At 56.7% G+C, this 24925-nt stretch carries 17 protein-coding genes and 1 riboswitch; of the genes, 9 read left to right on the forward strand and 8 right to left on the reverse strand.

Features of this window, described 5'->3' with window-relative positions:
* Positions 1 to 5: 5 nt before the first annotated feature.
* From NR201_RS12225 to NR201_RS12235, 3 genes are all read left to right on the forward strand, one after another.
* Positions 6 to 791: an ABC transporter permease gene (locus tag NR201_RS12225; RefSeq protein ID WP_010672205.1), complete on the forward strand. Its 786-nt coding sequence runs from the start codon at positions 6 to 8 to the stop codon at positions 789 to 791.
* A 2-nt stretch (positions 792 to 793) separates the two neighbouring features.
* On the forward strand, positions 794 to 1786 hold the full coding sequence (locus NR201_RS12230; RefSeq protein ID WP_010252646.1) for an ABC transporter ATP-binding protein: 993 nt from the start codon (positions 794 to 796) through the stop codon (positions 1784 to 1786).
* Between the two features lie 108 nt (positions 1787 to 1894).
* Positions 1895 to 3520 carry a Na/Pi cotransporter family protein gene (locus tag NR201_RS12235; protein WP_163799198.1) on the forward strand — a complete coding sequence of 542 codons (1626 nt, stop codon included), beginning with the start codon at positions 1895 to 1897 and terminating at the stop codon, positions 3518 to 3520.
* A gap of 95 nt (positions 3521 to 3615) precedes the next feature.
* On the opposite strand, the gene panS is transcribed toward NR201_RS12235, so the two are convergent.
* The 3 genes from panS to lysC all read right to left on the reverse strand — a co-directional run bounded on the left by panS (position 3616) and on the right by lysC (position 7003).
* Entirely contained in the window at positions 3616 to 4533 is a 918-nt protein-coding gene (panS, locus tag NR201_RS12240; RefSeq protein ID WP_010252655.1) for a ketopantoate/pantoate/pantothenate transporter PanS, read from the reverse strand.
* 183 nt (positions 4534 to 4716) lie between these two features.
* Positions 4717 to 5409, reverse strand: a complete 693-nt coding sequence (aqpZ, locus tag NR201_RS12245; protein WP_010672203.1) for an aquaporin Z — start codon at positions 5407 to 5409, stop codon at positions 4717 to 4719.
* A gap of 241 nt (positions 5410 to 5650) precedes the next feature.
* Positions 5651 to 7003, reverse strand: a complete 1353-nt coding sequence (gene lysC, locus NR201_RS12250; RefSeq protein WP_022625207.1) for a lysine-sensitive aspartokinase 3 — start codon at positions 7001 to 7003, stop codon at positions 5651 to 5653.
* A gap of 113 nt (positions 7004 to 7116) precedes the next feature.
* A riboswitch (Lysine riboswitch) is annotated at positions 7117 to 7309 on the reverse strand.
* A gap of 391 nt (positions 7310 to 7700) precedes the next feature.
* Between lysC and pgi the strand changes: the two genes are divergently transcribed.
* From pgi to NR201_RS12275, 5 genes are all read left to right on the forward strand, one after another.
* On the forward strand, positions 7701 to 9347 hold the full coding sequence (gene pgi, locus NR201_RS12255; RefSeq protein ID WP_010672201.1) for a glucose-6-phosphate isomerase: 1647 nt from the start codon (positions 7701 to 7703) through the stop codon (positions 9345 to 9347).
* Positions 9348 to 9912: 565 nt separating this feature from the next.
* Positions 9913 to 10161: an exopolysaccharide production protein YjbE gene (gene yjbE / locus NR201_RS12260; protein WP_010252668.1), complete on the forward strand. Its 249-nt coding sequence runs from the start codon at positions 9913 to 9915 to the stop codon at positions 10159 to 10161.
* 197 nt (positions 10162 to 10358) lie between these two features.
* Positions 10359 to 11006, forward strand: a complete 648-nt coding sequence (locus NR201_RS12265; RefSeq protein WP_010672200.1) for a YjbF family lipoprotein — start codon at positions 10359 to 10361, stop codon at positions 11004 to 11006.
* The gene (locus NR201_RS12270) at positions 11003 to 11746 is read left to right on the forward strand and encodes a capsule biosynthesis GfcC family protein (RefSeq protein WP_010252675.1); all 744 of its coding nucleotides are present in this window, start codon (positions 11003 to 11005) and stop codon (positions 11744 to 11746) included. Before NR201_RS12265 ends, NR201_RS12270 begins: the two co-directional genes overlap by 4 nt.
* A complete protein-coding gene (locus NR201_RS12275; RefSeq protein WP_062759330.1) occupies positions 11746 to 13836 on the forward strand; it encodes a YjbH domain-containing protein in 2091 nt (696 codons plus the stop codon). The genes NR201_RS12270 and NR201_RS12275 overlap by 1 nt, the downstream gene beginning before the upstream one ends.
* Before the next feature lie 286 nt (positions 13837 to 14122).
* Here NR201_RS12275 and metH read toward each other — a convergent pair whose 3' ends face one another.
* Positions 14123 to 17806 carry a methionine synthase gene (gene metH / locus NR201_RS12280; protein ID WP_256849820.1) on the reverse strand — a complete coding sequence of 1228 codons (3684 nt, stop codon included), beginning with the start codon at positions 17804 to 17806 and terminating at the stop codon, positions 14123 to 14125.
* Between the two features lie 193 nt (positions 17807 to 17999).
* On the opposite strand from metH, the gene iclR reads away from it, so the two are divergent.
* Complete coding sequence (iclR, locus tag NR201_RS12285; RefSeq protein ID WP_050679833.1) at positions 18000 to 18827, forward strand: glyoxylate bypass operon transcriptional repressor IclR; 828 nt, start codon at positions 18000 to 18002, stop codon at positions 18825 to 18827.
* On the opposite strand, the gene aceK is transcribed toward iclR, so the two are convergent.
* The 4 genes from aceK to metA all read right to left on the reverse strand — a co-directional run bounded on the left by aceK (position 18802) and on the right by metA (position 24723).
* Positions 18802 to 20550: a bifunctional isocitrate dehydrogenase kinase/phosphatase gene (gene aceK, locus NR201_RS12290; protein ID WP_256849811.1), complete on the reverse strand. Its 1749-nt coding sequence runs from the start codon at positions 20548 to 20550 to the stop codon at positions 18802 to 18804. The two genes, iclR and aceK, sit on opposite strands and share 26 nt — an antisense overlap.
* A gap of 62 nt (positions 20551 to 20612) precedes the next feature.
* Positions 20613 to 21914 carry an isocitrate lyase gene (aceA, locus tag NR201_RS12295; RefSeq protein ID WP_256849812.1) on the reverse strand — a complete coding sequence of 434 codons (1302 nt, stop codon included), beginning with the start codon at positions 21912 to 21914 and terminating at the stop codon, positions 20613 to 20615.
* A 17-nt stretch (positions 21915 to 21931) separates the two neighbouring features.
* Complete coding sequence (gene aceB / locus NR201_RS12300) at positions 21932 to 23530, reverse strand: malate synthase A (RefSeq protein ID WP_256849813.1); 1599 nt, start codon at positions 23528 to 23530, stop codon at positions 21932 to 21934.
* 263 nt (positions 23531 to 23793) lie between these two features.
* Positions 23794 to 24723, reverse strand: a complete 930-nt coding sequence (metA, locus tag NR201_RS12305) for a homoserine O-succinyltransferase (protein WP_010252696.1) — start codon at positions 24721 to 24723, stop codon at positions 23794 to 23796.
* Positions 24724 to 24925 lie beyond the last annotated feature (202 nt).

The raw sequence follows: 24925 nt of genomic DNA on the forward strand, positions 1-24925 counted from the left end.
CCGCCATGTCACGTGCTGAGCACCTCTATCACCGGATAATGGTCGGGTTACTCTTTACCCTGCTGGCACTGCCTTTACTGGCCACACTGCTTTATGCACTGTCGTCCGACTGGAGTAACACCATTCTGCCACAGGGCTATAGCCTGAAGTGGTTCATCCAGCTCTGGAGCGACCCGCGATTTCTGACGGCGCTGAGCCATTCGCTGCTGATTTGCCTGGGTGCGCTTCTGTTCTCGCTGGTGCTGGTGCTGCCTGCCATGTTTGTAATCGCTTACTATTTTCCTCGACTGGATGCGGTGATGAACGTCCTGATCCTGATGCCTTTCGCCGTGCCGCCGGTGGTGTCGTCAGTGGGATTACTGCAACTCTACTCTTCGTCACCGCTGATGCTGACCGGCACGCCGTGGATCTTAATCGGCTGTTATTTCACTATCGCGTTACCCTTTATCTACCGGGCGCTGGCGAACAATATGCAGGCGATCAACCTCAAAGAGCTGATTGATGCCGCGCAGTTGCTGGGTGCCAGCACCTGGCAGGCGGCGCTGTGGGTCGTGCTGCCCAACCTGCGCAAAGGGATGCTGATTGCCGTGCTGCTCTCTTTCTCCTTCCTGATTGGCGAATTTGTCTTCGCTAACCTGCTGGTCGGCAACCGCTATGAAACCCTGCAGGTTTACCTCTTCAACATGCGTAACGGCAGCGGTCACTTCACCAGCGCGCTGGTGATCTCCTACTTCTTTGTGGTGCTGCTGGTTACCTGGCTGGCCAACGCCCTGAATCCCGAACGAGGCTGAATATGAGTTACCTTGAGGTCAGAGAGCTGAACAAGTCCTATGGACCCACGCCCATTTTTGAGCAGATCGATTTCAGCGCCGCTGAAGGGGAATTTGTCACCCTGCTCGGCCCCAGCGGCTGCGGTAAATCGACGCTGCTGCGTTGTCTGGCGGGATTAACCGGCGTCGACAGCGGTGAAATCAGGCTGGAGGGCAAAGATATCGTGCCGCTGGCCCCGCAGAAGCGCGCCATCGGTATGGTGTTTCAGAGCTATGCGCTGTTTCCCAACATGACGGTAGAGAAGAACGTCGCATTTGGCCTGAAGATGCAGAAACTGCCCGAAGCGCAGATTCGCCAGCGGGTGCTGGAGGTGCTGGAGCTGGTTGAACTCAATGATTATGCACGCCGTTATCCGCACCAGCTGTCAGGCGGGCAGTGTCAGCGCGTGGCACTGGCACGTTCGCTGGTGACGCGTCCGCGTCTGCTGCTGCTGGATGAACCGCTGTCGGCGCTGGATGCGCGTATTCGCCGCCATCTGCGCGATCAAATCCGGCGCATCCAGCGCGAGCTGAATCTCACTACCCTGTTCGTCACCCACGATCAGGAGGAGGCGCTGACGCTCTCCGATCGTATCGTGCTGATGAACCGGGGAAAAATCGTGCAGAACGGCGATGCCGAAGCGCTCTATACCCAACCGGTCGATCTCTTCGCCGCCGGATTTATTGGCAACTACAACCTGCTGAGCGCTGAGCAGGCGACGCGACTGACCGGTCAGCCTTTCCACAGCCAGGTGGCCATTCGCCCGGAATCAATGCTGTTCACCGCGCCGGGCCAGGGCATTCCTGCGGAAATCCTCAGCCACAGCCTGCTGGGCAACGTGATCCGCTATCGTATCCGGGCGCATGATGTGGAACTTTCGGTTGATGTGCTTAACCGATCGGCGGCGGATTTGCATCCCGCTGGCAGGAAGATTGGTCTACAATTGGAGATGTCGACTTTGCGCCAGGTGGCTTAAAACACAGGAAAAAATCACGCATAGCACGGCAATCCCCTTCACAGATTGCTCTCTTCCGTCAGGCTGGCAGTCTGTGCTTTGAGCCTGACATTCGAGGAGCGACACCACGTGTTAACCCTGCTTAATTTACTCTCTGCGGTGGCCCTGCTGGTCTGGGGCACGCATATCGTACGAACCGGCATCATGCGGGTCTACGGTGCCGATCTGCGCCGCGTCCTGAGTCGCAGCATAGAAAAAAAACCGATGGCGTTTCTGGCGGGCATTGGCGTGACCACGCTGGTGCAGAGCAGCAACGCCACCACGCTGCTGGTGACCTCTTTTGTGGCGCAGAATCTGGTCAGCCTGACGCCCGCGCTGGTGGTGATTCTTGGCGCGGATGTCGGCACCGCGATTATGGCGCGTATCCTGACGTTTGATCTCTCCTGGCTCTCACCGCTGTTTATCTTCTTTGGCGTGGTGTTCTTCCTCAGCCGCAAGCAGACCCGTGCGGGTCAGTTAGGCCGGGCCAGTATTGGCCTGGGCCTGATATTGCTGGCGCTGCAGCTGATTGTCGAAGCGGCTCGCCCGATTACCCAGGCCGCCGGTGTCCAGGTGCTTTTCTCCAGCCTGACCGGCGACGTGATGCTCGATGCGCTGCTAGGTGCGGTGTTCGCCATCATCAGCTACTCCAGCCTGGCCGCGGTGCTGATCACCGCGACGCTCACCGCCACCGGCGTGATTTCATTCAAGGTGGCGCTCTGTCTGGTGATTGGTGCCAATCTCGGTAGCGGCCTGCTGGCGATGATCAACGCCAGCGGCTCGAATGCTGCGGGCAAGCGCGTGGCGCTCGGCAGCCTGCTGTTCAAGCTGATCGGCTGTGTGTTCATCCTGCCGTTTGTCGATATTGTGGCGGAGTGGCTGGATAAGCTGCCGGTCAACGATGAAGAGTTAGTGATTTTCTTCCATGTGTTTTACAACCTGATCCGCTGCGTGGCGATGGTGCCGTTTGCTGACCTGATGGCGCGCCTCTGTCGCCGTATGATCGCCGACGACATGGATAACGCGCTGCACCTCAAGCCGAAGCACCTCGATCGCAGCGCGCTGGATACGCCGGCGCTGGCGCTGGTGAATGCCGCCCGCGAAGCGTTACGCATGGGCGACGTGCTGGAGCAGATGCTGGAGGCGTTTAATAAGGTGGTACATGGCGAATCCCGCGAGGAACGCACGGTGCGCAGGCTGGATGATGATGTCGATGTGCTCTATACCGCCATCAAACTCTATCTGGCGCGGATGCCAAAAGAGGACCTCCCCGAAGAGGACTCGCGTCGCTGGGGAGAAATCATTGAAATGTCACTAAATCTGGAGCAGGCCGGGGACATCATTGAGCGGATGAGCGGCGATGTCGCTGACAAGTCACTGGCAGCGGGCCGCGCGTTCTCTGCCGAGGGATTAAAAGAGCTGCAGGAGCTGCATGAGCTGCTGATCGCTAACCTCAGAATGAGTCTGTCGGTGTTTCTGTCACACGATATCACCAGCGCTAAACGTCTGCGTCGCGCTAAACATCGCTTCCGTCTGATGATCCGCCGCTACTCTCATGCGCATGTTGACCGCCTGCACCAGAAGAACGTGCAGAGTATTGAGACCAGTTCGCTGCATCTCGGTTTACTGGGCGACATGAAGCGCCTGAATTCACTGTTTTGTAGTGTGGCCTACACGGTGCTGGAACAGCCCGACGATGAACGTGACTATGAATAAAACTGAGCGGAGTGAATAACCTGCCGCGCCGGAGCGGCGATCGTCCGGCGCGGCAGCAGTGAGATGCGGCGCAGTGCAATAATGCGCCGCCACTGTTACTTCTTCTTAATCGGCTTTCCTGACCAGTAACCCGCCAGCAGTGAACCTGACAGATTGTGCCACACCGAGAACAGCGCGCCTGGCAATGCCGCCAGCGGTGAGAAGTAGAGTTTGCCCAGCGTCGCCGCCAGACCGGAGTTTTGCATGCCGACCTCCAGCGCCAGGGTACGGCAGGTTGACTCATCGAAGCCAAACAGCTTACCGCCCCAGTAGCCGCCAAGCAGGCCAATCGCGTTATGCAGGATCACCGCCGCGATCACCATCAGACCCACCGATCCAATAAAGGCCTGACTGCCTGCCACCACCGCACTGATGATCAGCAGAATACAGACCATCGAAAACGCAGGCAGCCAGGGTTCCACCCGGCGAACCACGCTGTTCATGCTGTGATGAATGATCAGTCCCAGGGAGATGGGGATCACGACGATCTTCACGATGCTCAGCAGCATGCCAGCCACATCAACCTGAATGTGGGTATCAACATAAAAGCGGGTTAACAGCGGCGTGGCGAACACACCCACCAGCGCAGAGACTGACGAGATCGTCACCGACAGCGCCACATCCCCCTTCGCCAGATAGATCATGACGTTGCTGGCGGTGCCGCTGGCAACTGAGCCGACCAGAATCATACCGGCAGCCAGATCGGGCGGCATATGAAACAGTTTTGCCAGCCCCCAGGCGGCTAACGGCATCACCAGATAGTGCAGAAAGGTTCCGGCAATCACCGGCGCAGGTCGGGTCAGGACCCGTTTAAAATCGTCGATATTCAGGGTCACACCCATGCCGAACATAATCAGCATCAGCAGATAAGTGACCCAGGGTCCGATGCCGAGAAACGTACCTGGAGAGTAATAAGCGGCGACAGACAACAGCACGGCCCAGAGCGGGAACAGGCGGGTTAACGTGGCGAGCATAGCCAGACTTCCTTATAAGAATGTTATGTTTTATGCAGATTTGCCATAGAGAGTCATCATGCAGGAACGACTGCCGTGACGAAGGCGGGATCATAACATTTCATTATCATGGCGTAAGGCGAAGATGGGGCGAGGCGGCAAAATGCGGATCGACTGCTGCCGATCCGCTGCATATCGAAGAAATTACGCTGCTTTTTCCTCTAAACCGCGGTAGATCAAACCACCAATCACGGCACCGATAATCGGCATTAACCAGAACATCCACAGCTGAGAGATCGCCCAGTCACCCTGGAACAGGGCTGCCGCGGTGCTGCGTGCCGGGTTAACCGAGGTATTCGTCACCGGAATGCTGATCAGATGAATCAGGGTTAACGCCAGGCCAATCGCAATAGGTGCAAAGCCTTTCGGCGCGCGCTCGCTGGTGGCACCCATGATCACAATCAGGAAGATAGCGGTCATCACCCCTTCGGCGATCATGCCTGACTGCAGGCTGAAGCCGCCCGGCGAGTGTTCACCGTAGCCATTCGCCGCAAAGCCGCTGGCCGCTGCACTGAAGTCGCCTTTACCGCTGGCGATCAGATAGAGCACCGCGCCAGCGGCAATGCCGCCTGCCAGTTGCGCGATGATGTAAGGAATGGCCTGAGACGCGGGAAAACGTCCGCCTGCCACTAATCCCAGGGTCACCGCCGGGTTAAAGTGCCCGCCTGAGATGTGACCGACCGCATACGCCATGACCAGCACGCTCAGCCCGAAAGCCAGCGCCACGCCCATGAAGCCAATGCCCAGCTCCGGGAACGCAGCTGACAGCACGGCACTTCCACAACCGCCGGCCACCAGCACGAAGGTACCCAGCGCCTCTGCGACTAACCTTTTCATGATATTTCCTAAATTTGGGTGAATTGATTCAGCGGCGGGATTATAAATCTGCGGAAAGGGAGCGCAATGCAGGTGCACGAAATGCGCAGAGAAAGGGGTTGCCATTTGGCAATAACAGAATGTAACTTTATGTATTAAAAGGTTTTATCGGAAGTCGCGTGCCGGGGGAGTAATGAGGGAGATATGAACCATTTTTGCCGTTTTTCAGGCCGCGCTGACGCGGCCTGAATGGCAGAGAAGTTTACTCGAACAGATTACGATGCAGCGTACGTACCACGCTTTCCGCATCGTTGCCCGGTACCAGGAAGCAGAGGTTGTAGCTGCTGGCACCGTAGCAAATCATCCGCAGGTTGAACGGGTCGAGCACACCAAACACCTCTTTGCCGACGCCGCACGCTTTTGACAGCTGGTTACCGATAATCGCCACCAGCGCCAGATCTTCTTCCACTTCAACCCGGCACAGCGACGAGAGTTCAGTCAGTAAAGCCTGGGTCAGCAGGCTGGCACTGGTTGAGGTCGATCCGGTGGTGTCGAGCGTCAGCGCCACGCTCACTTCAGAGGTGGTGATCAGGTCAACCGAGACGTTATGACGCGCCAGAATATTGAAGAGTTCAGCAAGAAAACCAAACGTATGCAGCATGTTAAGGCTGTGCAGCGTTAACAGCGTCTGCTTACGGCGTAGCGCCAGCGCCCGAAACAGCGGCGGGTTGCGGGTTTCATTGCAGACGCGGGTCCCACCGGCTGCCGGATCCTTGCTGGAACCGACGAATACCGGAATACCCCGGCGTACGGCGGGAAGCAGCGTCGCCGGGTGCAGCACTTTCGCACCGAACGTCGCCATTTCAGCGGCTTCTTCAAAAGTAATTTCATCAATACGCTTCGCCGTCGGCACCACGCGCGGATCGGTGGTGTAGATGCCCGGCACATCCGTCCAGATATCCACACGCGCCGCGTTCAGCGCTTCGCCCAGCAGCGCGGCGGTGTAATCACTGCCGCCGCGACCCAGGGTGGTGGTGCGCCCTTCGCTTTCACTGCCGATGAACCCCTGAGTAATGACCAATGCCTGCTCAATGCGCGGCTGTAACTGCGCCGTCGCCTGCTCCGCCAGCACCTGTACATCCGGTACTGCCCGGCCAAAATGATCGTCGGTACGCATTACCTTGCGGACATCGAACCACTCCGCATTAACCTGGCGTTCACGCAGAATTTCCACAAACAGCAGTGATGACATCAGCTCACCGTGGCTGACCAGTTCATCGGTCAGGGCATTCGAGGTGGCCAGTGAGGCGGCTTCGGAAAGCATGCTGATATTGTCGATCATCCGATCAATTTCATCGCGGATCACTTCCGGACGCTGCAGGCGATCAACAATGGCGTACTGGATACGGCGGATATCATCAAGCAGCACAGCGCGCTGGGGAGCCTGCTGGCCTTCAGCCAGCGCAACCAGCAGATTAGTAATGCCCGCCGAAGCAGAGAGCACCACCAGACGCGTGCTGGCGTCCTGCAACACCACATCGGCGCTGCGGTTCATCGCTTCAAAATCGGCTACGCTGGTGCCGCCGAATTTTGCCACTATCAGTGTTTGAGACATGTAGGACCTCGTGTCAGGTTATCTTGTTCTCGCCGATGAAAGGGTCGAGAAACATTCTTTCAGCCAGGCACAAGGAAAGAGCAGAAACGGGCGGACAAGATCGGATAGACGAGTCACCCAGAAGCGCCCCACCTTGCGAAACGTCGACTGCAGACGTTTCTGGTGACAACCCAGAGGATTCAGCCCCTGTAGCCGACAGGCAGCACACCGCGTGCTGACCCACCTCGGCGTCGCTCCCCATCATGTGTTTTCACCGGATACGGTTCCTCCAACACACTGCCTGGGCGACGCGCCTCTTCTGGCTTGCGCACAGGTGCGCAAGTAGGCGCATAGATCTAGCCTTTTCTGGACCTGCTGTCAATGTCAGCGATGCCCGGAGCGCCGCATCAGAAAACAAATGACTCTGCGTCGCAGCGGCTACAGTGCTTAATGGGTTCAGCCCATGCAGCAATCCCTGATACGGCACAATGTTTTGCGCAGACTTTCGCGTCACACTTTACCGCGCGTTGCCTCTGCGGTCCGCTGGCTGTTCGCGCCAGTGAATGCTGGCGATAAACAGCGGCGTTCAGATCGCCTGTCCGGCGCGCGCTGACAAAATTTTTCCTTTCAGTTACAACTGTGGTCATACTGAAACGCTAAACGGGCATGATGTGCCTCCGATGGAATGACGGTTCTTAATATCAACAAGAGTGTTGCCATGAAAAATATCAATCCGACACAAACCGCAGCCTGGAAAGCGCTGCAACAGCATTTTGAGCAGATGAAGTCGGTAGAAATTGCCGATCTGTTCGCCCAGGATGCCGATCGTTTTGCCAAATTCTCTGCCACCTTTGATGATCAGATGCTGGTGGATTTCTCTAAAAACCGCATCACCCAGGAAACCCTCGATAAGTTACAGGCGCTGGCCAAAGAGACCGACCTGAGCGGTGCTATTAAGTCTATGTTCTCGGGTGAGAAGATTAACCGCACCGAAGATCGTGCGGTGCTGCACGTCGCGCTGCGTAACCGGAGTAACACGCCGATTCTGGTGGATGGCAAAGATGTGATGCCAGAGGTCAACGCGGTGCTGGATAAGATGAAAGGCTTCTCTGAGCGCATCATCAGCGGCGAATGGAAAGGCTATACCGGTAAAGCGATCACCGACGTGGTGAATATCGGTATCGGCGGCTCTGACCTCGGCCCGTTTATGGTGACTGAGGCGCTGCGCCCGTACAAAAACCATCTGAACATGCATTTTGTTTCTAACGTTGACGGCACCCACATCGCCGAAACGCTGAAAGACCTCAGCCCGGAAACCACCCTGTTCCTGGTGGCATCGAAAACCTTCACCACCCAGGAAACCATGACCAACGCCCACAGCGCGCGCGACTGGTTCCTGAAAACGGCAGGCGACCAGCAGCACGTAGCGAAACACTTTGCTGCGCTGTCGACCAACGCCAAAGCGGTGGGCGAATTTGGTATAGACACCAACAACATGTTTGAATTCTGGGACTGGGTTGGCGGCCGCTATTCACTGTGGTCAGCGATCGGCCTGTCGATCATTCTCTCGATTGGTTTCGATAACTTCGAGCAGTTGCTGAGCGGCGCACATGCCATGGACCAGCACTTCGCCTCTGCGCCGGCTGAGCAGAACCTGCCGGTGCTGCTGGCACTGATTGGCATCTGGTACAACAATTTCTTTGGTGCTGAAACCGAAGCGATTCTGCCTTACGACCAGTACATGCACCGCTTTGCCGCCTATTTCCAGCAGGGCAATATGGAGTCAAACGGCAAGTATGTGGATCGTGCCGGTCATCCGGTGGACTACCAGACTGGCCCAATCATCTGGGGCGAACCTGGCACCAACGGTCAGCACGCGTTTTATCAGCTGATCCACCAGGGTACCAAGCTGGTTCCGTGCGACTTTATTGCGCCGGCCATTACCCATAATGCGCTCGCGGATCACCATCCGAAGCTGCTCTCTAACTTCTTTGCCCAGACTGAAGCGCTGGCGTTTGGTAAGTCACGCGACGTCGTAGAGAAAGAGTTTACCGATGCCGGTAAATCTGCAGAGTCTGTAGCCCATATCGTGCCGTTCAAGGTGTTTGAAGGTAACCGCCCGACTAACTCCATCCTGCTGCGTGAGATTACCCCTTACAGCCTGGGCGCGCTGATTGCCCTGTATGAGCACAAAATCTTCACTCAGGGTGCCATCCTGAATATCTTCACTTTCGATCAGTGGGGTGTGGAATTAGGTAAGCAGCTGGCGAACCGTATTCTGCCGGAACTGGAAAACGAGGACGAAGTTACCACTCACGACAGCTCCACTAATGCCTTAATTAACCGCTATAAATCCTGGCGTTAATCGGCGTTAATTTCATCGGGCGGCCACTTTGCCGCCCTTTTTTTGACTGTTTTTACATCTGAATGGGCTGTTTATATCGTTGGAGAGCATGGGTTGTCAGGGAAAAGTCTTAAAATAACCTAAGATAATTCTGAACATCGATGCGCTGAACGGGCCAGCATAAAGTATAAAATGGTCCTGAAATCGGGTAATCTCTATTGTTAGCTATTGATTCATAATCATATTCAGTTTCAGCAATCCTGAGTAAATTCTGATTATTCTTATTCCGTACCAGATATTAATAAAAAAGAACATTACGCTTTGCAATTGATTCGCCAGCAGCGAAATATCTGGCATCAGCCCGAAATATTCCGATATAAAAAGTAGTTATCCCCAATCCAGCTAATTAAATCACGCGCCCACCCCGCTATTCACCCTGGTTTTTCCGGTGCTGAACTCTGGTATTTTGTTGCCCTATACTGAACGCGCCCGCAATGGGACTGTCTGTCGATTTTGCCGCAGTCTGACTGCGTTGCAACCTCAGCGGACAGAGATCCTTCATTCACTCAATGCAGGAAACGCTGTTATGAAAAAAACTATGGTTGCCGGTGCAGCCTTGATCTTCGTTGCCGTCTCTTCCAGCGCATTTGCTGCGCCGGAAGAAGCTGGTACCGCAGCTGGCGCGCAGGCGGGAGCAATCTCTGCTGGCACGTCGACCGCTGTGGGTATCGGTGCACTTGGCGCGCTGGTCGGGCTCGGCATTGCCGCTTCTGGCGGTGGTGACGGTGCAAATACCGGTACAACAACCACGACCACGACGAGCACCACTCGTTGATGGATGCCCGACCCCCGTCTGATTGCTGATCTGCAGCAAACGGGCAGAGGCTGAACCACTGACTTCGGTGAGTGAGGACGCTGAGCCACGTAACCTGTATTTCTGCAGCCGGAACGGGACGGGCAGAGCACCTTTAAACATAACCACACGCCTGTGTGGTTATTTTTTACTTTGGCATGACTTATCAGGGACACACAGTGCGCCAACTTCCTCTGCTGCTCGCTTGCCTGCTGCTGCAGGCCTGTACACAAACGCAAAAAGGTCTTGAACAGACTCTGCTGCTTGCGGTTAACGGTCCGGACGACGTGACCGTTACCGATCAACAGGTCAACAATCTTCCCTATGCCAGTCTCTATGCTCGCCTGAATGAAGGTCCGCGCATTTTTGTAGTGCTCGGCTACAACGAGAAAGGTCAGCAGAAATGGGTGACACAGGATCAGGCGATGCTGGTGACACAGCATGGCCGCCTGGTTAAAACCCTGGGCTTGCCGGATAACCTGCTGAGCGTCAGCAATCTGCAACAGGATCCGCTCGCTGACAGCCTGCATATCAGCAACGGTGCAGGCTGGACCCGCATCGTGCAGTGGACCGAACAGGGCAAGGTTCGCGGCGCGACTGTGCGTTCAACCTTCCAGCGCGGCACCGACGAAGTCCTGACCGTGGCGGGCAACCGCATTCCGTGCCGCGTCTGGCATGAGCAGGTGAGCATCGACAGCAGTAACCGCGAGTGGGAAAACACCTTCTGGATCGATAACAGCAGCGGCGATGTGGTGCAGGCCCATCAGATGCTGGCGGCAGACGCCTTCCCTGTAGATATCACTATTCTGAAGCCGGCGAAATCATGAAAAAAATCACTTTTTTGCTGGCCGGGCTGAGCCTGTTCAGCGCCGCAGAAGCGCAGGCAACTGCGCAGGTTATCGTTCATGCACCGCACAACGGCGGTCAGGCTGAGCTGAGCCAGGTCGCGGATCTCTCCCAGCTGGTGACTCTGCCTCCACTGCAGGTCAACACTGACTGGCGTGCGACCTTTATTGCCGAGCGCGGCGCCAGCGCAGTGGCACAGCAGCACTATCAACAGACGCTGGGCGCGTTACGTGCCTGGCGTGCCGACAGCAGCGGCGATCGGGCGGCGGCCATTGATGAGGTGATCCGCCAGCTGAGCGCCATCAAAGTAGCAGGTCGCCAGTTCACGTCGCTCGACCCGGACTGGATCCGTCTGCATCCGGCTGACAACCGTCGGCTGGAAGGCAGCTATGACCTCTATCTGCAGGCCCCCTCAGATTCTGTACTGCTGCTCGGCGCGCTGAGCGGCGCAGGCAAAGTGAGCTGGCAGCCGGGTAAATCAGTACGCGACTATCTGGATGGTCATGACGCACTCTCCGGGGCAGAACGCAATTTTGTCACCGTGATTGCACCTTCAGGCGCCACACAGCAGGTGCCGGTTGCCTACTGGAATCATCGCCACGCGGAAGTGGAGCCAGGCAGCATTATCTGGCTCGGCTTTTCGTCATGGAGCCTGCCAGGCAGCTATGAAGACCTTAATGAACGCATCCTTTCCGTACTGACTCACCGGATACCAGACTGATGAAAAAACGTTATCTCTTCAGCCTGTTGGCTGTTTCCGTGGCGGCAGCCTGTCAGGCGCAGGCTGACACCTGGCCCGAGCCGGTGGGCCCTTCACAATCCGATTTCGGCGGCGTGGGTCTGATGCAGGTGCCGACGGCGCGCATGGCCAAAGAGGGCGAGTTCAGCCTCAACGCGCGCGACAACGATCAGTACCGATACTACTCCGCGTCACTGCAGCTCTTTCCCTGGCTGGAGACCACGGTGCGGTATACCGACGTGCGCACCCGTCAGTACAGTGCGGTCTCAGAATTCAGCGGCACGCAGAGCTATAAAGATAAAGCCTTCGACCTGAAACTCCGTCTGTGGCAGGAGGGCTTCTGGCTGCCGGAAGTGGCGGTGGGCACCCGCGATCTGGGCGGTACCGGTCTGTTCGACAGCGAATACCTGGTGGCGACCAAAGCATGGGGACCGTTCGACTTTACCCTGGGGCTTGGCTGGGGCTATCTCGGCAATAGCGGCACCGTGAAGAACCCCTTCTGCTCATACAGCGACAGCTATTGCCAGCGTCCGCAGGTGGGCGAAGCGGGTTCAATCAACGGCTCGCAGATGTTCCACGGTCCGACGGCGCTGTTTGGCGGCGTGGAGTATCAGACGCCCTGGCAGCCGCTGCGCCTTAAAATGGAGTATGAGGGCAACGACTACCAGAATGACTTTGCTGGCCGCCTTGAGCAGCGCAGCAAGCTCAACGTCGGCGCGATTTATCGCGTAACCGACTGGGCTGACATCAACGCCAGCTACGAACGCGGTAACACCTTTATGTTTGGTGTCACCATTCGCACCAACTTCAACGATCTGCGTCAGGCGCACATCGACAGCGAGAAGCCTTCCTACAATCCGCAGCCACAGCCTAAGTTGCTGGAGCCGACGGTGGTGGGCACTCAGCTGACCGATCTGAAATACAATGCCGGTCTTGATGGTCCGCGTATTCAGACTCAGGGTCACACGATCTATGTGTCAGGCGAGCAGACGAAGTATCGCGATACCCGTGAAGGGGTGGATCGTGCGAACCGCATCATCATGAACCACCTGCCTGACGGCATCGACACCATCAATGTCACCGAGTCGCGCTTTAACATGCCACAGGTGACGACTGAGACGCAGGTCGCCAGCCTGCGTAACAATCTGGAAGGCTATCCGCTGGGCCATGAGCAGCCACTGCAACAGACCCGCAAAGAACCGGTCGATCCGGGTACCACTGAGCAGGGGATGTTTATCCGTCAGGATCGCCTGAACTACAGTCTGTCGCCGGTGCTGAATCAGTCGGTGGGCGGCCCGGAAAGCTTCTATATGTATCAGGTCGGCGTAATGGCTAACGCTGATTACTGGCTGACGGATCACCTGCTGGTGGGCGGTAGTCTGTTTGGTAACCTCGCCAACAACTACGACAAGTTCAACTACAACGGCGCACCGGCGGATTCTTCGCTGCCGCGCGTGCGTACCCATATCCGCGACTACGTTGAGAACAACGTCTACGTCAACGATCTGCAGGCAAACTATATGGGCCACCTCGGTAACGGCTTCTATGGTCAGGTTTACGGCGGGTACCTTGAGACGATGTATGGCGGCGTGGGCGGCGAGCTGCTCTATCGTCCGGTCGATGCGAACTGGGCGGTGGGCGTCGATGCCAACTATGTCCGTCAGCGTGACTGGGACAACATGATGCAGTTTAACCGCTATAAAGCCTCAACCGGCAACCTGACGGGTTACTGGCGTCCATGGTTCATGCAGGATGTACTGGTGAAAACCAGCGTCGGTCAGTATCTGGCGAAAGATAAAGGCGTGACGGTCGATGTGTCGAAGCGCTTCGACAGTGGCGTGATGGTGGGTGTCTATGCCACCAAAACCAACGTCTCGTCTGAAGAGTATGGCGAAGGCGACTTCACCAAAGGCTTCTATATCTCTATCCCAATGGATCTGTTCACCGTGACGCCAACGCGCGGTCGCGCGCAGGTGAACTGGGTGCCGCTGACGCGTGATGGCGGTCAGATGCTGGGTCGCAAGTACCAGTTGTATGATCTGACGTCCGATCGCGACGCGCGCTTTAACTAAGCAGATGGCGGCCTCAGGGCCGTTTCATGCGGTTAACAGAAAGCAGGCTCAGGGAGCATACGCCTGAAGCAAAGCATAGCAATGAGATCGCGCCTGCTCAGGGAACCCGGTCAGATCGGAAAGGCGCTAATGCCATCCCTGGCCGCTCGGCCCGCGCCGTCCCTGGCGCGGGACGCTTTCCTCCTCTGACCGGGTTCCCTGCGCGTTGAGTTTCTTCATTGCTGCCAGATTTAACCGGAGCTGGATTTGTCAGCAGTCTGAAGCGGCCCTCAGGCCGCTTTTTTATTTAGTCCGCGTCGTAGCCGAGATTCGGCGCCAGCCAGCGCTCCACTTCCATGACCGACATCCCTTTGCGTGCCGCATAATCTTCCACCTGGTCACGCTGGATCTGCGCCACGGCGAAATAGCGGCTGTCAGGATGACTGAAGTACCAGCCAGAGACTGACGCGCCCGGCCACATGGCAAAGGATTCGGTGAGCTTCATGCCGGTCTGTTCTTCCACCGCCAGCAGACGCCAGATGGCGGCTTTCTCAGTGTGCTCCGGGCAGGCCGGATAGCCTGGCGCCGGACGTATCCCCTGATAATTTTCCCGAATCAGCTCTTCATTGCTGAGATTTTCGTTAGGCGCGAAGCCCCAGATCACCTTACGTACCCGCTCGTGCAGGTATTCGGCAAAGGCTTCCGCCAGACGGTCAGCCAGCGCTTTCACCATGATCTTGTTGTAGTCATCATGCTGACGATCGTACGCCTCCGCCAGCGCATCCTCTTCCAGCCCGCCGGTCACCGCAAAGGCCCCGAGATAATCCGCTTTGCCGCTCGATTTCGGGGCCACAAAATCCGCCAGACAGTAGTTGGCGAAGTCGGTTTTTTCGGTCTGCTGGCGTAAGTGATGACTCACACACAAAATCTCATCACGCCGCTCATCACTGTAGAGATGAATATCATCGCCGACACGGTTAGCCGGAAAAATACCGACCACGCCACGTGGCTTCAGCAGCGACTGCTGGCTTAATCTGTCGAGCATCGCATTGGCATCGGCAAACAGACGCTGCGCCTCTTCACCCACCACCTCATCCTCCATGATGCGGGGATATTTGCCCGCCAGCGACCAGGTCATAAAGAACGGCGTCCAGTCGATGTAGTTGCGCAGCGTTTCAATGCTGGCCTCCACCTGACTGACCCCGGGACGATGCGGCACGGGTGGCGTGTAACTCTCCCAGTCAATTGAGGTGGCGTTATCGCGCGCCGCCTGCAGCGAGACCGGCGGTGTGCGCGGCTTTTTGCGTGCATGCTGAATGCGCACGGTCTCGTACTCTTTGCGGGTTCGGGCGACGAAATCCTCTTTTAAGGTGGCGGAGAGCAGCGACGACACCACGCCAACGGTGCGTGAGGCGTTCTGCACGTAGACCGTCGGGCCACTGTAATGCTGCTCAATTTTGACAGCGGTATGCGCCTTCGAGGTGGTCGCGCCGCCAATCAGCAGTGGTAAGGTAAAGCCCTGACGCTCCATCTCTTTCGCCATGTTGACCATCTCATCCAGCGACGGCGTAATCAGGCCTGATAAGCCGATGATGTCCGCATTCACTTCGCGCGCCGTTTTGAGAATTTTTTCGCCCGGCACCATCACGCCAAGGTCAATGATTTCGTAGTTATTACACTGCAGCACCACGCCGACAATATTTTTCCCGATGTCGTGCACGTCGCCTTTGACCGTGGCCAGCACGATTTTACCGTTGCTGCGCCCCGCCTCTTTGCTGGCTTCGATAAAGGGTTCCAGATACGCCACCGCCTGCTTCATCACGCGCGCCGATTTCACCACCTGCGGCAGGAACATCTTGCCCTCACCGAACAGGTCACCGACGACGTTCATGCCGGACATCAGCGGGCCTTCAATCACCTCTATCGGCCGTGGTACCTGCTGGCGCGCCTCTTCGGTATCCTGCTCGATAAACTCGGTGATCCCCTTGACCAGCGAATACTCCAGCCGTTTCACCACGTCCCAGCTGCGCCATTCCGCGAGCTGTTTTTCCTGCGAGCCATCGCTTTTGCCGCCACGGTATTTCTCCGCCAGCGCCAGCAGCCGCTCGGTGCCATCATCCCGCCGGTTAAGAATCACATCCTCTACCGCCTCGCGCAGTTCTGCCGGCAAATCATCATAAATCGCCAGCTGGCCTGCGTTGACGATGCCCATATCCATGCCTTTACGGATGGCGTAATAGAGAAAGACGGCATGTATCGCTTCACGCACCGGATCGTTGCCACGGAATGAAAACGATACGTTGGAGACGCCGCCGGAGATCATCGCATGGGGAAGCTCGCGCTTGATATCTTCGCAGGCACCAATGAAATCCATGGCGTAGTTATTGTGTTCGTCGATGCCGGTGGCGACCGCAAAGATGTTGGGGTCGAAGATAATATCTTCCGGCGGGAAACCGACCTGTTCGGTGAGGATCCGGTAAGCACGGCGGCAGATCTCAATTTTTCGGGCGCGGGTATCCGCCTGACCGACTTCGTCAAACGCCATGACCACCATCGCCGCGCCGTAACGCCGGACCTGATGCGCATGATGAATAAAGGCCGCTTCACCCTCTTTCATCGAAATTGAGTTCACGATCCCTTTGCCCTGAATGCACTGCAACCCTTTCTCAATCACCTCCCATTTTGAGGAGTCGATCATGATCGGCACGCGGGCGATATCCGGTTCGCCAGCAATCAGATTCAGAAAGCGTACCATCGCCGCCTCGGCGTCGAGCATGCCTTCATCCATGTTGATGTCGATGATCTGCGCGCCGCTCTGCACCTGCTGCAGCGCCACTTCCAGCGCTTCGTTATACTTCTCTTCTTTGATCAGCCGTTTAAATTTTGCCGAGCCGGTGACGTTGGTGCGCTCACCGACGTTAACAAACAGTGACTCTGCGGTGATGTTAAGCGGCTCCAGACCGGAGAGACGGCAGGCCACCGGGATCGTCGGCAACTGACGCGGTGCGACGCCTTCAACCGCCGCCACCATGGCAGCGATATGTTGCGGTGTGGTGCCACAGCAGCCGCCAATAATGTTCAGGAATCCGGCGGTGGCCCATTCACCAATCTGCTGCGCCATCAGTTCCGCATCCAGATCATATTCGCCAAAGGCATTGGGCAGACCGGCGTTGGGATGGGCGGTCACGTAGCCTTCAGCGATGCGCGACAGTTCCGCCACATACTGACGAAGCTCGTCGGGTCCCAGTGCGCAGTTCAGGCCAAAAGAGAGCGGTTCGGCGTGACGCAGCGAGTTGTAAAAAGCTTCGGTGGTCTGGCCGGAGAGCGTTCGGCCGGAGGCGTCGGTGATAGTGCCGGAGATCATCAGCGGCAGCGCCACGCCAAGCGCTTCCATCTCGGTCTGGACCGCATAGATAGCCGCCTTGGCATTCAGCGTATCGAACACCGTTTCAATCATGATGATGTCGGAACCGCCCTCCACCAGCGCGCGGGTCGATTCGCGGTACGCCTCCACCAGCTGATTAAAAGTGACGTTACGGTAGGCAGGATCGTTGACGTCGGGTGAGATCGAGCAGGTGCGGTTGGTCGGGCCGAGCACACCCGCGACATAACGCGGACGATCCGGCGTTTTCGCCGTCCACGCATCGGCGCAGGCTCGCGCCAGGCGGGCCGCTTCAAAATTGATCTCCGCCGATAAACTTTCCATCTGGTAATCCGACATCGCAATCGACGTGGCGTTAAAGGTGTTGGTTTCGAGGATATCCGCACCCGCCGCCAGATAGGCGTCGTGGATCTCGCGGATCACTGCCGGTTTACTCAGCACCAGCAGATCGTTATTGCCTTTGAGATCGCAGGGCCAGTCAGCAAAACGGCTGCCGCGATAATCCTCTTCTTCCAGCTTATAGCTCTGGATCATGGTGCCCATACCCCCATCCAGCACCATAATGCGTTGTGCGAGCTGCTGTTTTAACGCGTCGATTTTATTGCTCACTGTTGCCCCATTCACGTCAGTCTGCTGGCGGAAAAGCCCGTTTTTCATTCTGGCACAAGCTGGTCAGGCGACAAAGTAACCTCGAATGAGAGTTTTTCAGGTCACGGCTGTACAGGTCTGACCAGAAAACCAGCGTTTGCAAAGCGCGCGATTAAAACGAAAATGATTTCCACAATGTAAAAGGAGAACAATGATGGCAACCCCGGTTCCTGTTAAGCGCGGCAAGAAACCCCGTGGCACCCCTGTCGCCGCACCCGCGGGCGGTCAGGTGCAATCGCTGACCCGCGGCCTGACGCTGCTGGAGCTGATTGCTGACTCACATGGCAGCGTAGCGCTGACCGAGCTGGCTCAGCAGGCGGGTTTGCCTAACTCCACCACGCATCGCCTGCTCAGCACCATGCAGCAGCAGGGTTTTGTCCGGCAGGTGGGCGATCTCGGGCTGTGGACGATCGGCGCACACGCCTTCGTGGTCGGCAGCAGTTTCCTGCAGAGCCGTAACCTGCTGGCGCTGGTACACCCGGTGCTGCGTAGCCTGATGGAGCAGTCCGGTGAAACGGTGAATCTGGCGGTGCTGGATCTCAGCGATCACCAGGCGGTGATCATTGATCAGGTGCAGTGTACCCAGCTGATGCGAATGTCTGCGCCGATTGGCGGCAAGCTGCCGATGCATGCGTCTGGCGCAGGCAAAGCATTTCTGGCCCACCTGGGCGATGAGCAGGTCACCGCCCTGCTGCATCAGAAAGGATTGCATTACTACACGCAGAAAACCCTGATGTCACCGCAGAGTCTGAAAGAGAATCTGGCGCTGGTGCGCAAAGCGGGCTTCTCATTTGATGATGAAGAGCATGCGCTTGGACTACGCTGTGTCGCCGCGCCAATCTATGACGAACATGGCGAGGCGTTTGCCGCGCTCTCCATCTCCGGCCCCATCGCCCGCATGACTGACGATCGGATTACTGAATTAGGTGCACTGGTCATCCGCGAAGCGCGCCAGGTTACGCTGGCGTACAGCGGTCGTTAACTTTATCTGCGCCATAGCAGACGCTGAAACGCTGCGTCTGCCGCCAGGCGATCACCTCTTCCACATGACCCTGGGCGATGCGCTGCTGCTGCGCGCGCCACCAGCGGGCGTCGAATATCTCCGGATGCAGTTGCAACAGCAATGCGCCGGTAGCGGCTTCACTGCATAACGCATAGCGGAAGGTTTCCGGGAAGACATCGTCCGGCCCGACGCTGTACCAGGGCTCGGCGCTGAGTTCATCCTCCTCATAGCGCGCCGCGGGCACATCCCGGAAGTGCAGCTCCTGCATCGGGCGAATCTCATCGTAATCGTAAAAAATCACCCGGCCATGGCGCGTGATGCCGAAGTTTTTAAACAGCATGTCTCCGGGAAAGATATTGGCCGCCGCCAGCTGTCGGATGGCATTGCCATACTCTTCAATCGCGTGACGCCGCTCTGCGGCATTCGCCTGGGCCAGGTAGAGATTAAGCGGCTGCATACGGCGCTCCAGCCACAGGTGACGAATAATCAGGCGATCGCCTTCGATATGCAGCTTCTCAGCCACGCAGGCGTGGAGTTCTGCCAGCAGCGCCGGTGAGATGCGCGACAGCGGCAGCGCAAACTGCTCGAACTCCTGCGTATCCGCCATACGTCCCACGCGATCGTGCTCTTTGACCTGCTGATAACAGGCGCGGACCTGCGCTTCCGTCACCTCTTTTTGCGGCGCGAAGCGATCCCTGATGACCTTGAACACCCAGTCAAAGCCCGGCAGCGTGAAGACCAGCATCACCATGCCGCGCACGCCGGGTGCGATCTCAAAGGCCGTCTCATTCTCTGCCAGCGCCTGAAGATATTCGCGATAGCTCTCGGTTTTACCGTGCTTCTGGCAGCCAATCGCCATATAGCGCTCCGCCAGGGTTTTGCCAGGCAGTATCGGTTGCAGCCAGGCAACCAGCGCCGCAGGCACCGGCGCATAAACCATGAAATAGGCGCGGGCAAAACCAAACACAATGCTGGCGTCATTCACATCGGTCAGACAGGTGTCGATCCATAGTTCGCCCGTTTCACTGCGCTGGATCGGCAGCAGACAGGGCAAGATGCCCTCCGGCAGATGCAGGCGCGCCACCAGCCAGGCAGTTTTGTTACGATAGAAGAGTTCACTGTTAACCTCGAGCCAGCCCTGGTTCAGCCGGGGAAAATGCGACTGCAGGTGGCGGACAATCCAGCCGACGTCGCGAGCGCGCTGCTGCCACGGCAACGTCAGCGGTAAATCGCTCAACACCTGATCCACCAGTGCCAGCCAGCCCCGCTCCGACTGATAACGGCGCGATAACGGGCGCAAAGGTGTGACCGGCGCGGTCAGGGATTGAGAGCTGAAGATAAACAGCCGGTCCGGCTGCAGATCGGCATGTCCATGTAACCGGCAGTAGACGGAATTAAAGAAGCTTTCGGCAATTTCATGCCGTGGATAGCCGGGCAGCAGGCTTTGATAGTGGTCCTTAACCCGCAGCCAGAACATCTCATCCCAGCTGGCCGCACCGTTCAGCACCCGCAATTGATCGGCAACCAGGCTGACGTGATGATCATAGAGATGAATGCGGGCCTTCATGGCATGCTGCACCGCCTGCCATTCCGCCTGCTCAAACCGCTGCTGCGCGCCAGCAGTGATGTCGAGAAAGCGACCATACTGTGCATCAAAACCCTGCAGGATAGTGTGGGCGATCAATGATTCGCGTGGCGGCATAATCAGCTCCGGTAAACGCCCGCCCGCGGTTTGCGGACGGGGAATCAGTCAGAGGAAAAGGGTCAGAACTGATGCTCTTCGGTCGAACCGGTGAGCGCGGTGACCGAGGACTTACCGCCCTGAATGATATTAGTCACCTGATCAAAATAGCCGGTGCCCACCTCCTGCTGATGCGAAGAGAAGCTGTAACCGCGATCGCGGGCAGCGAACTCAGGCTGCTGAACCTTTTCAACATAGTGACGCATCCCTTCGCCCTGGGCGTAGGCGTGGGCCAGATCGAACATGTTGAACCACATGCTGTGGATGCCCGCCAGCGTGATGAACTGGAAGCGATAGCCCATGTCGCTGAGCGCATGCTGAAACTTCGCGATGGTGCGGTCATCGAGGTTCTTCTTCCAGTTGAACGACGGTGAACAGTTGTAGGCCAGCAGCTTGCCGGGGAAACGCGCATGAATGGCGTCGGCAAAGCGCTGCGCCATCGCCAGATCCGGCGTTGAGGTTTCACACCACAGGATGTCAGCATAAGGTGCATAGGCCAGCCCGCGACTGATCGCCTGTTCAATGCCAGCGTGGGTGCGGAAGAAGCCTTCTGCCGTCCGGTCGCCCTGGATAAAGGGACGATCGTATTCATCGCAGTCTGAGGTAATCAGGTTAGCGGCGTCGGCATCAGTTCGTGCCAGCAGCACGGTTGGCACGCCCATTACATCGGCAGCCAGCCGTGCCGCCACCAGTTTCTGAATGGCTTCCTGAGTCGGTACCAGAACTTTGCCGCCCATGTGACCGCATTTTTTTACCGCCGCCAGCTGATCTTCGAAGTGGACCGCCGCCGCGCCCGCCTGAATCATCGCCTTCATCAGCTCATACGCATTCAGCACGCCGCCAAAACCGGCTTCAGCATCGGCCACAATTGGCAGGAAGAAATCGGTGTGGCGGCTGTCCCCCGCTTCAATGCCGCTGGACCACTGAATCTGATCGGCGCGCTGAAAGGTCTGATTAATGCGCGTCACCACTTCCGGCACCGAGTTCACCGGGTAGAGGGACTGATCGGGATACATCTGCCCCGCCACGTTGGCATCCGCCGCTACCTGCCAGCCAGAAAGGTAGATCGCTTCGATGCCCGCTTTGGCCTGCTGCAGTGCCTGCCCGCCGCTCAGCGCACCCAGGCTATTGATATACCCTTTCTTCGCCTCGCCATTCAGCAACGCCCATAATTTTTCCGCACCGCGCTCTGCCAGCGTACAGGCGGGCAAGACCGAGCCGCGCAGATTGACGACCTCTGCTGCGCTGTAAGGGCGGGTAATGCCCTGCCAGCGTGCGGTCTGCCAGAGTTGTTCCAGTTGATCGATTTGTTGAGTACGTGTCATGGCAATAGCTCCTCTGTTCAGGGGATCAGGCGATAGCCTGGCAGGGTAAGAAAGGAAACCAGCTCGCGCTCGGTGGTGATCTGAGCCATCAACTGCGCCGCGTCGTCATAGCGACCGGCGCTGAAGTGGGCTTCGCCCAGCGCGTTTTGCAGCAGATGCAGCTCTTCGTTAAGCCAGCGCAGAAACAGTTCAGCTGTGACCTGCTGGCCGTTGTTCAGCATTTGCTGATGATGAATCCATTGCCAGATTGAGGTGCGTGCGATCTCAGCGGTGGCGGCATCCTCCATCAGTCCGTCAATCGGGACACAGCCGTTACCGCTGATCCACGCCTCAAGGTATTGCAGCGCAACACGGATGTTGGCGCGCATACCGGCTTCGGTGCGCTCACCCTGACAGGGCGCCAGCAGCTGCTCCGCAGTGATCGGCGCATCCTCTTCCCGCATGACCTGCAGCTGGTTTGGCCGGTCGCCCAGCGCAGCGTTGAAGACCGCCATCGCGGTATCTGCCAGACCAGGATGAGCAATCCAGGTGCCGTCATGCCCGTTACCTGCCTCCCGCTGCTTATCTTCCGTCACGCGCTGCAGTACCCAGGCATTGCGCGTGGGATCTTTAGCGGGGATCAGCGCTGACATCCCGCCCATCGCAAAAGCCCCCCGCCGATGACAGGTTTTAATCAGCAGTCGCGAATAAGCGTCCAGAAACGGCTGAGACATGGTGACGGACTGGCGATCCGGCAGCACGCGATCCGCATGCTGTTTCAGGGTTTTGATATAGCTGAAGATGTAATCCCAGCGGCCACAGTTGAGGCCAACAATGTGATCGCGCAGATTCCACAGGATCTCATCCATCTGAAACACGGCGGGTAAGGTTTCGATCAGGACAGTGGCTTTGATCGTGCCACGCGGCAGATCAAACTGATCCTCGCTGAAACTGAAGATCTCACGCCACCAGGCGATCTCCTGCCAGCTCTCGGTTTTCGGCAGATAGAAATAAGGCCCGCTGCCTTTGGCCAGTAACGGCCGGACGTTGTGGAAGAAATAGAGCGCGAAATCAAACAGCCCGCCCGGAATTGCCTTCCCCTGCCAGCTGACATGTTTTTCTGACAGATGCAGACCACGCACCCGGCACATCAGTACCGCAGGGGTAGCGCCGAGCTGATAAATTTTGCCTTTGTCGCTGGTATAACTCAGGGTGCCCTGTACTGCTTCGCGCAGTGTCAGCTGCCCTTCAATCAACTTCGACCACTCCGGAGACAGCGAATCCTCAAAGTCGGCCATAAAGACTTTAACGTTTGAGTTCAGGGCGTTAATCACCATTTTCCGATCGGGTGGGCCGGTGATCTCGACCCGACGATCTTCTAAATCTGCCGGAATAGATTGAATACGCCATTCACTGGCTCTTATGGAAGCCGTTTCCATATTGAAGTCTGGCAGATAGCCCTGGTCATATTGCTGCTGACGCTGCTGGCGAGCCGATAACAGCACTTCGCGTTGCGGTGCAAAGCGTGCGACCAGCGTCTCTAAAAAAGAAACAGCCTCGGGCGTTAACAGTTGCTGTTCTGCATGGCTAAAGGGCTGGCTGAAAATCAGGGTATGGCTGATCACTGAGTCTGTCATGCTGGCGTTCTCCTGTATTCAAAGGATCGAAAGCAGCGGATCCACACGGTGTTTATTTTGTGAGCTACAGGATCAGAGCATAAGCATTTATTTTTTTAAATCAAAAACTATTTCCATTTTTAAATACAAAACAACCTATCCTGATGTTTTATCTGAAATAAAACTTTAATCCATTAAAGGAATCGCTTTCAGTTAACGTTTTAAAGGCGAAAAAAAACCGTGTTGCCATCGGCTAACACGGTTCAGTTGATCTTCAGACGGGACTATTCCAGCGTTGGGTTCATGTGACGCAAATCGAACGGCGTGATCTGGTAAACGTAGTAGTTGAGCCAGTTCGAGAACAGCAGATTGCCGTGACTGCGCCAGGTGGCGCGGGGTGGCAATACCGGATTATCCTGCGGGAAATAGTTATAAGGGACTTCCGGATTCACCCCCGCTTCATAATCGCGATGATACTCACCAGACAACGTCAGGGCATCATATTCCGGGTGACCGGTAACAAACACCAGACGTTTGTCTTTACTCGCCATCAGATAGGCACCGGTTTGTTCCGATTCAGCAAACAGCTCAAGATCGGTGTAATCCGTAATCAAATGGGTGGGGAAATCAGCATAGCGTGAGTGCGGTGCGAGGAAATTATCATCAAAACCACGGGTCAGTAACGCATGGGGATGCAGTATCTGATGCTCATAGACACCAGACAGTTTGTTATGCCGGGTTTGCTTGGGAATGCCATACAGAATGTTAAGCGCAGCCTGAACCGCCCAACAGACAAACAGGGTTGAGGTGACATGCTCATTTGCCCAGTGCAGAACGCGCTGAATCTGTGGCCAGTAAGCGACATCATTAAAATCAACCAGCCCGAGTGGTGCACCTGTCACGATTAAGCCATCGTAGTTATCATGCTGGATATCTTCAAAATTGCAGTAGAAGTTGTTGAGGTGCTCAGTGGGCGTATTGCGTGACTCGCGGCTGTCGATGCGCAGCAGCTGAATATCGATCTGTAAGGGCGAGTTGGAAAGCAGACGCAGAAACTGATTCTCCGTTTCGATCTTTTTCGGCATCAGATTCAGTATGAGCACTTTAAGCGGGCGGATCTCCTGAACACTGGCGCGCGACGATGTCATCACAAAGACATTTTCGTCACGCAAAAAATTCACTGCCGGTAATTCGTCGGGAACCCTGATTGGCATAACCTGCTCACCTCTTACAACCATATAAACGTTTAGACATCTGGATGCCCAACATTAGCTTGTTCGTTGTAAGATGTCGAGGTTTGATGCAGAAAATGAAAATGTTTCAGCTTAACGTGGCAAAGTGCAGACGTAAAAAAGCCCCGCACTTTCGTGCGGGGCTTCTTCACTTATTTAATGCCTGGCAGTTCCCTACTCTCGC

Source organism: Pantoea sp. Fr-CA_6 (assembly GCF_024520895.1).
GTDB classification, from domain to species: Bacteria; Pseudomonadota; Gammaproteobacteria; order Enterobacterales; family Enterobacteriaceae; genus Pantoea; species Pantoea agglomerans.